This window comes from Kitasatospora sp. NPDC056184 (assembly GCF_042268405.1).
GTDB lineage: Bacteria > Actinomycetota > Actinomycetes > Streptomycetales > Streptomycetaceae > Kitasatospora.
Map to the genome: position 1 here is coordinate 1 of NZ_JBHJUI010000007.1, position 12,885 is coordinate 12,885.

At 73.3% G+C, this 12,885-nt stretch carries 14 protein-coding genes; 5 read left to right on the top strand and 9 right to left on the bottom strand.

All coding sequences use genetic code 11. The features are described 5' to 3' along the window. The first annotated feature begins 248 nt into the window (after positions 1-248). The 5 genes from ACFC0B_RS15870 to trxA all read left to right on the top strand — a co-directional run bounded on the left by ACFC0B_RS15870 (position 249) and on the right by trxA (position 5,676). Positions 249-2,330, top strand: a complete 2,082-nt coding sequence (locus tag ACFC0B_RS15870; protein ID WP_376086395.1) for a serine/threonine protein kinase — start codon at positions 249-251, stop codon at positions 2,328-2,330. A gap of 40 nt (positions 2,331-2,370) precedes the next feature. Next, entirely contained in the window at positions 2,371-3,123 is a 753-nt protein-coding gene (sigM, locus tag ACFC0B_RS15875; protein WP_376086396.1) for an RNA polymerase sigma factor SigM, read from the top strand. Further along, positions 3,120-4,076: an anti-sigma factor family protein gene (locus ACFC0B_RS15880; RefSeq protein WP_376086397.1), complete on the top strand. Its 957-nt coding sequence runs from the start codon at positions 3,120-3,122 to the stop codon at positions 4,074-4,076. The genes sigM and ACFC0B_RS15880 overlap by 4 nt, the downstream gene beginning before the upstream one ends. Positions 4,077-4,249: 173 nt before the next feature. After that, complete coding sequence (trxB, locus tag ACFC0B_RS15885) at positions 4,250-5,215, top strand: thioredoxin-disulfide reductase (protein ID WP_376086398.1); 966 nt, start codon at positions 4,250-4,252, stop codon at positions 5,213-5,215. A 134-nt stretch (positions 5,216-5,349) separates the two neighbouring features. Continuing rightward, a complete protein-coding gene (gene trxA, locus ACFC0B_RS15890; protein ID WP_376086399.1) occupies positions 5,350-5,676 on the top strand; it encodes a thioredoxin in 327 nt (108 codons plus the stop codon). 144 nt (positions 5,677-5,820) lie between these two features. Here the strand turns inward: trxA and ACFC0B_RS15895 are convergent, their stop codons facing one another. The 9 genes from ACFC0B_RS15895 to rpmH form a co-directional block, all read right to left on the bottom strand. Further along, positions 5,821-6,438 carry a GNAT family N-acetyltransferase gene (locus tag ACFC0B_RS15895; protein ID WP_376086400.1) on the bottom strand — a complete coding sequence of 206 codons (618 nt, stop codon included), beginning with the start codon at positions 6,436-6,438 and terminating at the stop codon, positions 5,821-5,823. A 125-nt stretch (positions 6,439-6,563) separates the two neighbouring features. Continuing rightward, positions 6,564-7,649 (bottom strand): ParB/RepB/Spo0J family partition protein, encoded by a 1,086-nt coding sequence (locus ACFC0B_RS15900; RefSeq protein ID WP_376086401.1) that lies wholly within the window; start codon positions 7,647-7,649, stop codon positions 6,564-6,566. Beyond that, positions 7,646-8,620 carry a ParA family protein gene (locus tag ACFC0B_RS15905; RefSeq protein WP_376086402.1) on the bottom strand — a complete coding sequence of 325 codons (975 nt, stop codon included), beginning with the start codon at positions 8,618-8,620 and terminating at the stop codon, positions 7,646-7,648. The genes ACFC0B_RS15900 and ACFC0B_RS15905 overlap by 4 nt, the downstream gene beginning before the upstream one ends. Positions 8,621-8,878: 258 nt before the next feature. Beyond that, positions 8,879-9,718, bottom strand: a complete 840-nt coding sequence (gene rsmG / locus ACFC0B_RS15910) for a 16S rRNA (guanine(527)-N(7))-methyltransferase RsmG (protein ID WP_376086403.1) — start codon at positions 9,716-9,718, stop codon at positions 8,879-8,881. A gap of 174 nt (positions 9,719-9,892) precedes the next feature. Then, positions 9,893-10,423 (bottom strand): protein jag, encoded by a 531-nt coding sequence (locus tag ACFC0B_RS15915; protein WP_376086404.1) that lies wholly within the window; start codon positions 10,421-10,423, stop codon positions 9,893-9,895. Positions 10,424-10,507: 84 nt separating this feature from the next. Next, positions 10,508-11,689 (bottom strand): membrane protein insertase YidC, encoded by a 1,182-nt coding sequence (gene yidC / locus ACFC0B_RS15920; RefSeq protein ID WP_376086405.1) that lies wholly within the window; start codon positions 11,687-11,689, stop codon positions 10,508-10,510. Further along, the gene (gene yidD, locus ACFC0B_RS15925) at positions 11,686-12,057 is read right to left on the bottom strand and encodes a membrane protein insertion efficiency factor YidD (protein WP_376086406.1); all 372 of its coding nucleotides are present in this window, start codon (positions 12,055-12,057) and stop codon (positions 11,686-11,688) included. The genes yidC and yidD overlap by 4 nt, the downstream gene beginning before the upstream one ends. Beyond that, complete coding sequence (gene rnpA, locus ACFC0B_RS15930) at positions 12,054-12,482, bottom strand: ribonuclease P protein component (protein ID WP_376086407.1); 429 nt, start codon at positions 12,480-12,482, stop codon at positions 12,054-12,056. The genes yidD and rnpA overlap by 4 nt, the downstream gene beginning before the upstream one ends. Before the next feature lie 18 nt (positions 12,483-12,500). Further along, positions 12,501-12,638, bottom strand: coding sequence for a 50S ribosomal protein L34 (rpmH, locus tag ACFC0B_RS15935; protein WP_030059672.1), 138 nt, complete (start codon positions 12,636-12,638; stop codon positions 12,501-12,503). Positions 12,639-12,885: the final 247 nt, after the last annotated feature.

A 12,885-nucleotide genomic window follows, 5' to 3' on the forward strand; every position in this document is an offset into this window, starting at 1 on the left:
CCCTTTGGCGCTGCCCCCCCGTTCGGGGGCCGCCCGCCCCCGCCCCGCTGGGGGGGGGGGGGAGCGCGGCGGCCCGATGCCGACTGCGCCACATCTCTCCACCGTCAGGCAACCGCACGGAGCTCCCAGCGGTCGTACCCGGTGGAGAACAGTGGGCACAATTGTCCTGGAGCACCGGGGCCACCGGCCCGGGCGCTCCAACGACTCTCTCTCAGGCCCGGGGCGACACAAGGGGAGGCTGGACCACGGTGGCTGATGGCACCAAGGCGGTCGTCGACACGTCAGCAGCTGACGGAGCGGCGGACGAGGCCGCGCTGGCCGCGGCGATCGACGAACTCGCCGACGGCACGGCCCGGGCCACCGGGGCCGACTCGCCGGCGAGCGAGCGCCCCGCCTCGGGCGGCTCCGCCACCCGGAAGGGCCCGGCCGCCGCGGCGGACACCGAGGACGACACCGCCGCGGAGGACGCCACCGAGGACGGGCCCTCCGCCGGGGGCGACACCGAGGACGGCAGCGAGGACGGCAGCGAGGACGACGAGCCGGCCGCCGGCACCCCGGCCGGGAGCGAGGAGACCTCGGAGATCACCGCCCCGCTGTCGGCCACCGAGATCGCCGCCGAACTGGCCGCCGGTGACGCCGCCCGCCGGGCCGAGGCCGCCGCGAAGGCCGCCGCCAAGGCAACCGCGAAGGGCGACCCCACCGCCGCCAAGCGCCCGCCCCGGGACCCGCAGCCCACCCACGACCCCCGGGACACCGCCACCCTGCCGCAGACCCTGCCCGCCCCGCTGCGGCACAGCGGCGACCTCATCGGCCACCGCTACCGGCTGGAGGAGTGCATCTCCTCCACCGAGACCTTCAGCAGCTGGCGCGCGGTCGACGAGAAGCTGCGCCGCGCCGTCGGCGTCCACCTGATGGCCGCCGGCCACCAGCGCGCCCGCCAGGTCCTGGCCGCCGCCAAGTCGGCGGCCCTGCTCGGCGACCCGCGCTTCGTCCAGGTCCTGGACGCCGTCCAGGAGGGCGAGCTGGTCTACGTCGTGCGCGAGTGGCTGCCGCACGCCTCCGACCTCGCCAAGCTGCTCGCCGACGGGCCGATGGAGCCGCACGAGGCGTACCAGATGGTCCGCCAGGTCACCGACGCGGTGGCCGCCGCCCACCGGCGCGGCCAGGCCCACCTGCGGCTCACCCCGCGCTGCGTGCTGCGCACCGACAGCGGCCAGTACCGGATCAACGGCATCGCGGTGGACGCCGCCCTGCGCGGCCTGCCCGCCGAGGGCTCCGACGAGGACGCCGAGCGCACCGACACCCGGGCCATCGGCGCCCTGCTGTTCGCCGTGCTCACCCACCGCTGGCCCTTCCCCGAGGACCGCTACGACCTCCAGGGCCTGCCCAGGAACGTCGGCGAGGTGGCGCCGGACCAGGTCCGGGCCGGGGTCCACAAGGGCCTGTCCGACCTGGCCGCCCGCGCCCTGTTCGACCACCCGCCGCACCACGCCGAGCCGATCACCACCCCCGAGGCGCTCGCCCGGGCGATCGCGCTGATGCCGCGCATCCGCCAGCCCGAACCCGAGCTGCCGGTCTTCACCAACCCGCCGCGGCACAACACCCACGCCCTGCCGACCGCGCCCAACCCGACCCGGGTGGTCGCCGCCCCCGGCACCGTCCCCACCCCCGTGGCGGCTCCGGTGCGGCGCGCCGGACGGCGGCTGCGCCGGGTCGTCAAGGTGACCGCCTGGACGGTCGCCCTCGGCGCCATCGGCGCGGCCTCCTGGCAGTTGGTCGACTACCTGCGCCCGGGGAGCTCCGCCATCGCGGCCCCCCAGCCCAGCGGCACCTCCGCCGCCCCCACCGCCCACACCGCGACCCACGACCCGATGCCGATCCCGGTCAAGGAGGCGATCTCCTTCAACCCCCTGGGCGACGGCCCGGAGGGCACGTCGAGCCTGGCCAAGGCCATCGACGACGACCCGAACAGCGAGTGGGTCACCAACTGGTACAACGACCTCTTCCCCAAGGGCAAGGAGGGCACCGGCCTGCTGCTCGACCTCGGCTCGGCGCAGACGGTCTCCAGAGTGAGCGTGAAGTTCGGCACCCCCACCACGGCCGAGCTCCGCGTGCCCGGCAAGGGCGTCGCCAACCCGCCGACGGCCAAGCAGAACGACTTCACCACCCTGGCGAAGAAGGCCGGCACCAACGTCGAGTACACCCTGGACAGCCCGGTCACCACCCGCTACGTCTTGATCTGGCTGACCAGCCTGTCCAAGAATCCGGAAGGCACCAAGGACGCGGGCAAGTACCAGGCCCACCTCCTCGACGTGAAGGTCTCCGGCTGACCCACGGGTGGTGCGGCGGGCAGGGCACGAACGGCGAGGGGTGGACGTGGCGGAGGACGGACCGGGGCGCGGCGACGACGACGCGGCGCTCCTCGCCCGGCACGTCGCGGGCGACCGGGAGGCCTTCGGCCTCCTGGTGAACCGCCACCGCGACCGGCTCTGGGCCGTCGCCCTGCGCACCCTCGGCGACCGCGAGGAGGCCGCCGACGCCCTGCAGGACGCCCTGGTCTCCGCCTTCCGCTCCGCCCACACCTTCCAAGGCCGCTCGGCCGTCACCACCTGGCTGCACCGGATCGTGGTCAACGCCTGCCTGGACCGCGCCCGGCGCACCGCCACCCGCCGGACCAGGCCGCTCGACGACGACCCGCAGCGGCTGGACGCCCTGGTCGGCTCCGCCGAGCCCGCCGACTCCCCGGTGGTCCGCGCCGAGGTGCACCGCGAACTGTCCGCCGCGCTCGCCGAGCTGCCCGCCGAACAGCGGGCCGCACTCGTCCTGGTCGACATGCAGGGCTATCCCGTCGCCGAGGCCGCCGCACTCCTGGGCGTGCCGGTCGGCACCGTGAAGAGCCGCTGCGCCCGCGGCCGGGCCCGGCTGCTGCCGCTCGTCCGGCACCTGCGCGAGGAGCGCGCGGGGACGGACGCCGGGGCGCCGGCGGCCGGTGTTTCACGTGAAACGGTGTCCGCCCCCGGCGCCGCCCCTCCGCCCGGGAACCCACCCGGGCCCCGTACCGTCACAGGGACAGTCCCGGACCCAGCCCGGCCGATTCTGGAAGGAGACGCGAGCACACGATGACGGCGCCCCTCTCCTCCCCCGACCCCGCCGCGGGCGCGCACCCCGAGGTCGACGAGCTGGCCGACCTCGCCGAGGACCTGCTCCCGCCCGCCGAGGCCGACGCGCTGCGCCGGCACCTGACCGGCTGCGCCGAGTGCCGGGAGACCGTCGACGCGCTCGCCGAGGTGCGGACACTGCTCGGCGGGGCCGAGTTCCCGCCGATGCCGGACGACGTCGCCGCCCGGATCGACGCCGCCCTCGCGGCCGCGGCCTCCGAGGCCGCGGAGCCGCCCCTCCCGGCCCCGCAGACCGTACGGGCGACCGCCCGGCCCGAGGACCCCCGATCCGGCCGACCGGCGGCCCCGGCAGCCGCTCCGCCCGCCCGTCCGGCCGCCGCCACCGGACCCGGCCGCACCGCCCGCCCCCGGCGCCGTCGGACCCTGCTGCTGGGCTCGGCCGCCGCGCTGCTCGTCCTCGGCCTCGGCGGGGCCTTCCTGGCCCGGCCCGACGCCTCCCCGAAGCAGGACGCCAGTACCGCCGCCAACGCGGCCGCTCCCGGCGGCACGGCCGCCGCCAAGGCCGACCGGTCCACCGGAGGCACCGTCTACCGGGAGGAGCAGCTCGCCGCCCAGGTCCGGGAGCTGCTCGCCGGGACCGCCGCCGGCCGCCCCGTGCTGCCCACCAAGCCGTCCGCCGGCGTCGGCGCCGGCAACGGCGCCGCCCCTTCGGACGGCTCCGGCCCGACCGCCGTTCCGCCCGCCGAGGGCGGCCAGGACCTCGGCGGCGGCCGCTCCACCCCGGGCTGCCCGCCGCCCAGCACCGCCGCCCTGCTGGCCACCGACCGCGGCAGCTACGCCGGGGCCCCCGCCGATCTGCTGGTCTACGCCCTGCCCGGCCGCTCCGACCAGCTCGACGTCTACCTCCGCTCCCCCGAGTGCGGACTCCTGCTGCACCGCACGATCCCGGCCGGCTGACCGTTGGTTCCCGTGCGATCCATGCCGACGGCCGCACGACACTCCCAGAGTGCGGGCGCCTGGTACTGATCCTCCTGGGAATGCGAGACACTGGTCAGTCGTTGTCCCGGGCGGCGGAGCATGACCGCCCTCCCCGCAGCAAACGCGGGTCGCGATGCGAACCAGGAGATGCAGTGAGCGACGTCCGTAACGTGATCATCATCGGTTCCGGCCCGGCCGGCTACACGGCTGCGCTCTACACGGCCCGTGCCTCCCTCGATCCGCTGGTCTTCGAGGGCGCCGTCACCGCCGGTGGCGCGCTGATGAACACCACCGAGGTCGAGAACTTCCCCGGCTTCCGGGACGGCATCATGGGCCCCGAGCTGATGGACAACATGCGGGCGCAGGCCGAGCGTTTCGGCGCCGAGCTGATCCCCGACGACATCGTCGCCGTGGACCTCACCGGTGACATCAAGACCGTCACCGACTCCGAGGGCAACGTCCACAAGGCCCGCGCCGTGATCGTCACCACCGGCTCCCAGCACCGCAAGCTGGGCCTGCCCAACGAGGACCAGCTGTCCGGCCGCGGCGTCTCCTGGTGCGCGACCTGCGACGGCTTCTTCTTCCGCGACCAGGACATCGCGGTGGTCGGCGGCGGCGACACCGCCCTGGAGGAGGCGACCTTCCTCTCCCGCTTCGCCCGCAGCGTCAAGGTCATCCACCGCCGGGACACCCTGCGCGCCTCCAAGGCGATGCAGGAGCGCGCCTTCGCCGACGAGAAGATCAGCTTCGAGTGGGACAGCGCGGTCGAGGCGATCCACGGCGACCCGAAGCTGACCGGCGTCACCCTGCGCGACACCACCACCGGCGAGACCCGCGAGCTCCCGGTCACCGGCCTGTTCATCGCCATCGGCCACGACCCGCGCACCGAGCTCTTCAAGGGCCAGCTGGACCTCGACGCCGAGGGCTACCTCAAGGTCGAGTCCCCCTCCACCCGCACCAACATCCCGGGTGTCTTCGCCGCCGGCGACGTCGTCGACCACACCTACCGCCAGGCCATCACCGCCTCCGGCACCGGCTGCTCCGCCGCCCTGGACGCCGAGCGCTACCTGGCCTCGCTGGCCGACCTGGAGGCCCAGGCCGCCACCGTCGCGGTCTGACCCCCACCGACCCCCCTCCGGGTGGGTGTGTTCCACGTGAAACACGCCCACCCCGCCGGGCCGAAACAGAACCGCCCCGCGCGGTGTTGTAGACCTGGCAGAGCCCCCCTCCCGCTTGACCCTTAGGAGTGATCGTGGCCGGCGCCACCACCACCGTGACCGACGCGACGTTCGATGCCGACGTCATCAAGAGCGACAAGCCCGTCCTCGTCGACTTCTGGGCCGAATGGTGCGGCCCGTGCCGCCAGGTGGCCCCGGTCCTGGAGGAGATCGCGGCCGACGAGAGCGACAAGCTCACCATCGCCAAGCTCGACGTCGACGCCAACCAGCAGACCGCCGCGGCGTACAACGTCATCTCCATCCCGACCCTGATCCTCTTCAAGAACGGCGAGCCGGTGAAGCAGATCACCGGCGCCCGTCCGAAGGCCGCGCTGCTGCGCGAGCTGGACGGCCTGATCTGAGGCCGCTCCCCCAGGACGCCACGAGGGCGGGACTCCCCACCGGGGGTCCCGCCCTCGTTCGTCGCCGGCCTCATCCGTGGCCGGCCCCGTTCGTTCGCCGGCCCCGTTCGTTCGCCGACGCCGCCGCCCGCGGACGGACCGCGCTCAGAACGGCCGCAGCGCCGGTTCCTTCCGCCCGCCGCCCAGCAGCCGCTCCAGCGCCCCCTCGACGTCCCCCCGCCAGGAGAGCGTGTTCCGCGCCTCCAGCCGCAGCCGCGGATAGCGGTGGTGCGGGCGGACCGTCTTGAAGCCCACCGCCAACAGGTGCTCGGCCGGCAGCACGCAGCTGACCGGCTGCCGCCCGACCGCCCCGAACGCCTCGATCGCCCGGAACCCCCGGCCCAGCAGGTCCTTGGCCACCGTCTGCACCAGGACCCGCCCGATCCCCTGCCGCTGGAAACCCGGAAGCACCCGGCTGACCATCAGCTGAACGGCGTCCGAGGAGACCGGGCTGGTCGGGAAGGACTGCGAGCGCGGCACATAGGCGGGCGGGGCGTACAGCACGAAGCCGGCCGGCCGGTCGTCCACGTAGACCACCCGGCCGCAGGACCCCCACTCCAGCAGGACCGCGGAGATCCACCCCTCCTTCTCCAACCCGGGCTTGCCGGACTCGACCGCCGCCCGGCCACTGACCGGGTCCAGCTCCCAGAACACGCAGGACCGGCAGGTCGACGGCAGGTCCGCGAGGTTGTCCAGCGTCAGCGGAACGATCCGGCGTCCCATGCCCCGCACCTCCTCGTCCACTCCACAGTCGAGCATTCCCCCCGAACGCCGACGGGTGCATGTTTCACGTGAAACAGCGCTCACGCGAACCATGCACCCGTCGCCACCGCCATGCCGACTCCGGCTCAGCCCTGCGACAGCCGCAGCCCGTCGTCGCCGGGCGCCATGCTGTCCAGGATCCGGTTGAGGTCCTCCACCGAGCCGAACTCCAGGACGACCTTGCCCTTGCCGAGCTTGCCGCCCCGCTGCGAGACCTCGACCTTCACCCGGGTGTCGAAGCGGTCCGAGAGCCGGCTCGCCAGGTCGTTGAAGGCCGGCGAGAGGATCTTGCCCGCCTTGGGTGCCTGGCGCTTGGGCTTGGGCTCCTCACCGTTCATCAGCAGGACCAGTTCCTCGGTCATCCGGACGGTGAGCGCCTCGGCGATCACCCGGGCGGCGAGCTCCTCCTGCCGCTCGGCGTCCGCGAGCCCGAGGATCGCCCGGCCGTGTCCGGCCGTGATCGTCCCGGCGGCCAGCCGCCGCTGCACCCCGGGCGAGAGCTTCAGCATCCGCAGGGTGTTGGACACGTGCGAACGCGAGCGGCCGATCCGGTCGGCCAGCTCCTCGTGGGTGCAGGAGAAGTCCCGCAGCAGCTGGTCGTAGGCGGCCGCCTCCTCCAGCGCGTTCAGCTCGGCCCGGTGCAGGTTCTCCAGCAGCGCGTCCAGGAGCAGCTTGTCGTCCTCGGTGGCCCGGACGATCGCCGGGATCTGCTCCAGCCCGGCCTCCCGGGAGGCCCGCCAGCGCCGCTCGCCCATGATGAGCTCGAAGCGCCCGGGCGCCGTCTGGCGCACCACCACCGGCTGGAGCAGGCCCACCTCCTTGATCGAGGTGACCAGCTCGGCCAGCTTGTCCTCGTCGAACACCTCGCGCGGCTGGCGCGGGTTCGGGGTGATCGCGTCCAGCGGCAGCTCGGCGAAGTAGGCCCCGGCCACCGGTGCGGGCTGCGCCTCGGCGGCCTGCTCCCGCAGGCTCTCCGCGGCCGCCCTGGCCGCCAGCGTGCCCCGGCCGGACGGCAGTACCGGCACCGCGGTCGGCGAGACCGCCCCGGGCGAGGCCACCGGGACCGCCGCCGGCTGCGCCGCGGCGCCGGTCCCGGCTCCACCACCCGCCGGGACGGCGGGGCCGATCAGCGCCTCGAGCCCTCGTCCCAGACCCCTGCGACCACCACTCACCGATTGCCCTCCGTCGTACCGTGCTGTGCCCCCGGGGCGCCCTGCCCCGAACCGTGCCGCTGCTGCCCCACCAACGAGCCTCCGCCCCCTGCGGACACCGCCCGCAACGCCAGTTCCCGGGCGGCCTCCAGGTAGGAGAGCGCCCCGGTGGAGCCCGGGTCGTAGGTGAGCACCGTCTGACCGTAGCTGGGCGCCTCCGAGATGCGGACCGAGCGCGGGATCGCGGTGTGCAGGACCTCCTGCTGGAAGTGCGTCCGGACCTCCTCCGCCACCTGGGCGGCCAGTCTGGTCCGGGCGTCGTACATGGTGAGCAGGATGGTGGAGACGTGCAGTGCCTGGTTGAGGTGCGCCCGGACCAGCTCCACGTTGCGCAGCAGCTGGCCGAGGCCCTCCAGCGCGTAGTACTCGCACTGGATCGGGATCAGCACCTCCTGGCCGGCGACCAGGGCGTTGACCGTCAACAGGCCCAGCGAGGGCGGACAGTCGATGAGGATGTAGTCCAGCGGCTGCTCGTAGGCGGCGATGGCGCGCTGCAGCCGGCTCTCCCGGGCCACCAGCGACACCAGCTCGATCTCGGCGCCGGCCAGGTCGATCGTGGCGGGGACGCAGAACAGCCCCTCGACCTCGACCACCGGCTGCACCACGTCGGCGAGCGGCTTGCCCTCCACCAGGACGTCGTAGATCGAGGGCACCTCGGCGTGGTGGTCGATGCCGAGCGCGGTCGAGGCGTTGCCCTGCGGGTCGAGGTCGATCACCAGCACGCGCAGGCCGTGCATGGCCAGCGAGGCGGCGAGGTTGACGGTGGTGGTGGTCTTGCCCACCCCGCCCTTCTGGTTGGCCACCACCATCACCCGGGTGGCCGCGGGGCGGGGCAGTCCCTCGCCCGCTCGGCCGATGGCCTGGACCGCAGCCTGGGCAGCACGCGCGATGGGCGTGTCATCGATCTGGTCGATGGTCTCCGAGTCCTGCATGGGGCTCAGTGTTTCACGTGAAACCGGAGCGGCAACAGTCGCCGCCCGGCTGCGCGAGAGGATTCCCGAGAGGAGAGAGCGACGTTTCACGTGAAACACCATGCCCGCAATGTCGGAATTCTGACGATGCGACACTCCGGTGGTCCGATGTCGTCCTCCCGTCCCCCCGTCCGTCACCCGAACGCCGCCGGGCGCCGAACAGCACACGGGCGGGGCGGTCGAAGGACCACCCCGCCCGTGTCGGGCCTCACATCCGGCTCAGCGGCCGCGCCGCCGAGGGGTCCGGCCGCGGTCGGCACCGCGCGCCGGGCTGCCGGCCCGGCCGGCCCTGGCCGCGGCCTTGGCCCGGCGGGTCGCCGCCTTCACGCCGCCCGGGCTCTCCCCCACCTTGACCTGGACCACCCGGGTCGAGGTCTCCAGGGTGCCCTCGCCGACCGCGATCACCGACCACTCCACCGCGCCGAGCTTCGCCAGCCCGGCCCGGGACTCGGCCAGCTCCTGCTCGGCGCTGTCGCCCTTGAGCGCCAGCATCTGGCCGTGCGGCCGCAGCAGCGGCAGCCCCCAGCCGGCCAGCCGCTCCATCGGCGCCACCGCACGCGCGGTCACCACGTCCACGGCCAGCTTGCCGACCATCTCCTCGGCACGGCCGCGGAGCACGGTGACGTTCTCCAGCCCCAGCTCGCGGACCACCTCCTCCAGGAAGGTGGTCCGCCGCAGCAGCGGCTCCAGCAGGGTCACCGAGACGTCCGGCCGCGCCAGCGCCACCGGGATGCCGGGCAGGCCGGCCCCGGAGCCGACGTCGCAGAGCGTCGTCCCGGCCGGCAGCAGTTCGGCGAGCACGGCGCAGTTCAGCACGTGCCGGTCCCAGAGCCGGGGCACCTCGCGCGGGCCGATCAGCCCCCGGGTCACGCCCGAGGTGGCCAGCAGCTCGGTGTAGCGGACCGCGGCGTCGTACCGGTCGCCGAAGACCTCCCGGGCCACGGCCGGCGGCGCGGGCGGCGGCTCGACCGCCGGACGCCCGCCGGCCGCCGCACCCTCGGTACCCGGACCGCCGGCGCCCGTCTCCGACCCGCCGGCAGGCGCGCTCTCCGTGTCCATCTCGAACTCTCCGCTCCCCGGATCCACCGACCCGCTCCTGCACCGTTTCACGTGAAACATCTCTCGCGGGGCCACCGCCCGCGAAGGGACGACGACCCCGCCCGCGCGTGGCGGACGGGGTCGGGTCCTCGTGTCGCATACCGACCGCCGAAGCCGCCGGCGGTCACCCTGCCGTCAGGCCGGCAGGACGACCACGCACCGCTGGGGCTCCTCGCCCTCCGACTCGCTGCGCAGACCGGCCGCGGCCACCGCGTCGTGGACGACCTTGCGCTCGAAGGGGGTCATCGGGCGCAGCTTGACCTGCTCCCCCGAGCTCTTCACCTGCTCGGCGGCCTGGCCGCCGAGGGCGGCCAGCTCCGAACGCTTGCGCGCCCGGAAGCCGGCGATGTCCAGCATGAGGCGGCTGCGCTCGCCGGTCTCCCGGTGGACGGCCAACCGGGTCAGCTCCTGCAGTGCCTCCAGCACCTCGCCGTCCTGGCCGACCAGCCGCTGCAGCGAGCGGTCGTTGCCGTCGCCGACGATGGAGACCAGGGCGCGGTCGCCCTCGACGTCCATGTCGATGTCACCGTCGAGGTCGGCGATGTCGAGCAGACCCTCCAGGTAGTCCGCCGCGATGTCGCCCTCCTGCTCCAGGCGGGCGACGAGGCTCTCGTCGGCGCCGGCCTCGGCCTCGGCCTCGACGGCGGAGGTGATGCCTTCCGTCACTGATGGACTCCTTCGGAGATGGGCCCGGGTGGTGGGCCGGTAACGAGGTTCAGGGGGCCGCGGGAACGATCCGGAGCGGACCGGTCACTTCTTCTTCGGCCGCTGACCGCCGCCGCGCTTGGGCTGCTGCCGGCCGCTCTGCTGACGGGCCGCACCCGACTTGGCGCCTGCCGGACGGGCCGCGGTCTGCTTGGCCGCACCGGAGCCGGCGGAGGCCGTGGACGTACCGGAGGTGTCGGCGGACTCCGCCGGGGCGGCGTCGGCGGGCTCCTCGGCCGGGGCGTCCTTGGTCAGGCCGACCGGCTGGGCGCCGCCGTGCTGGCGCTGCGACTTGGTCTGCTTCCGCGGCTGCTGCCGGCGCACCTGCACCGACTCCTCGACCACGGCCTCGGCGCTGACGGCCGACTTCTTCGCGGGGAGCAGGCCGAACAGCGGGCCCTTGATGACCGAGCCGTCCGGGTTCAGCCGGCCGGCCTTCCTCAGGCGCGCCTGGCGCTCGTCCCAGGCCTTGCTGCCCGGCGTCGGGTTGTTGCGGATGACGATCAGCTGCTGGCCCATCGACCAGACGTTGGTGGTCAGCCAGTAGACCAGGACACCGACCGGGAAGTTGATGCCCATCACGGCGAACATGATCGGGAAGACGTACATCAGCATCTTCTGCTGCTGCATGAACGGCGTCTTCACGGTGAGGTCGACGTTCTTCGTCATCAGCTGGCGCTGGGTGACGAACTGCGACAGCGACATCATGATGATCATCACCGCGACGACGATCTTGACGCTGACGTCGCTGCTGCCGACGAAGGTCGCCGAGAGCGGGGCGCCGAAGATGTGGGCCTGCTGGGCGCTGTCGAGCAGGGTTCCGTCGATCACGCCGATCGGCTTGCCGTCGGCGACCTTGGCCAGCACGCCGTAGAGCGCGGTGAAGAACGGCGCCTGCACGAGGATGGGAAGGCAGCTGGAGAACGGGTTGGTACCCGCCTCCTTGTACAGCTTCATCATCTCTTCGGACTGGCGCTGGCGGTCGTTCTTGTACCGCTCCTGGATGGCCTTCATCTTCGGCTGGATCGCCTGCATGGCCCGGGTCGCCTTGATCTGCTTCACGAAGAGCGGGATCAGGCAGATCCGGATGACGACCACCATCGAGGCGATGGCCAGACCCCAGGCCCAACCACCGTTCGGATCGAAGACGTGGCTGTACAGCGAGTGGAACTGGACGATGATCCAGGACACCGCTGTGTACAGGGGGTTGAGGAACGAGAAGGTCACCGGTCAGGCTCCTTGGACATTGGGATTGGCCCCATGGGGCCAATGGTCGCCGGGCCCTCGGGGTCCGGACCGGCGGGGGGCATGATCACCGGCTGATCGGCGGCGGACCGGCCCTTCAGCCGGTCCCGCAGCCGGCGGTGCCACACCGGATGCTTGCGCGGCGGGACATGATCGACCCCGCCGGGAGTCCACGGATTGCAGCGCAGGATGCGCCACACGGTCAGTGCGCCGCCCTTCACCGCCCCGTGCGTCCGCACGGCCTCGAAGCCGTAGTGGGAGCAGGAGGGGTAGTAGCGGCACACCGGACCGAGCAGTGGGCTGATGGTCCACTGGTAGACCCTGATCAGACCCATTAGCAGGTACTTCATCGCCCTGCTCCCGTCGGCGCCGAGGCGGCGTGCTCAGCCTTGAGCAGCCGCTTGAGCGCCGCGTCCAGGTCGCGTTCGAGTTCCTGGTACGAGGCGGACGCGGCCGGGGGCAGCGCACGCACCACTATCAGGCTACCGGCGGGCAGCCGGGACAGACGATCACGCACAAGGTGGCGCAACCGGCGCTTGACCAGGTTGCGCGTGACCGCCGGGCCGACGGCCTTGCTCACGACGAAACCCGCACGCGCCGAAGGAGTCCCCTCGGCGACGTGCGGGCGGGTGTCGCTGGTCCGGTCGGTGCGGCCCCCGGGGGCGTCCTCTCTGGCGAGATGGACGACCAGCAGGGGCCTACCGGCCCGGCGACCGCGTTTCACCGCGGTCGCGAAGTCCTGGCGCCGCCGCAGCCGATTCTCGGAGGGCAGCACAACAGACTCTGGTGCGGATCAGGCGGACAGGCTGGCGCGGCCCTTGCCACGGCGGGCAGCCAGGATGGCGCGGCCGGCGCGGGTACGCATCCGCAGCCGGAAGCCGTGGGTCTTCGCGCGACGACGGTTGTTCGGCTGGAAGGTGCGCTTGCTCACTCGGGGGCTCCTGAGGTGAATCGTAGGATGACGGGGAATCGCTTGGCCGTCACCGTGCGTCCGCGTGATCTCCCCATGTATCGGAAATCCGGCCCATCGCCCCAGTTCGGCTGGGGTTTGAGGCAATCCACGGCGCCCGTGCTGCGCGCCTTATGGAGCGGGTGGACCCGCGGACATGCGGCAGCGGCCATCGACAACTCGACCTGGTTACGGTACGCGGGACGGGGCGCGAGGGTCAAACCAGCCG

What these genes read in the sequence shown, in the direction of transcription:
- ACFC0B_RS15895 (WP_376086400.1), bottom strand. Translation starts at nt 6,438, where the DNA reads ATGGGACGCCGGATCGTTCCGCTGACGCTGGACAACCTCGCGGACCTG.
- rsmG (WP_376086403.1), bottom strand. Translation starts at nt 9,718, where the DNA reads ATGGACACGGAGAGCGCGCCTGCCGGCGGGTCGGAGACGGGCGCCGGC.
- yidD (WP_376086406.1), bottom strand. Translation starts at nt 12,057, where the DNA reads ATGAAGTACCTGCTAATGGGTCTGATCAGGGTCTACCAGTGGACCATC.
- ACFC0B_RS15905 (WP_376086402.1), bottom strand. Translation starts at nt 8,620, where the DNA reads ATGCAGGACTCGGAGACCATCGACCAGATCGATGACACGCCCATCGCG.
- ACFC0B_RS15880 (WP_376086397.1), top strand. Translation starts at nt 3,120, where the DNA reads ATGACGGCGCCCCTCTCCTCCCCCGACCCCGCCGCGGGCGCGCACCCC.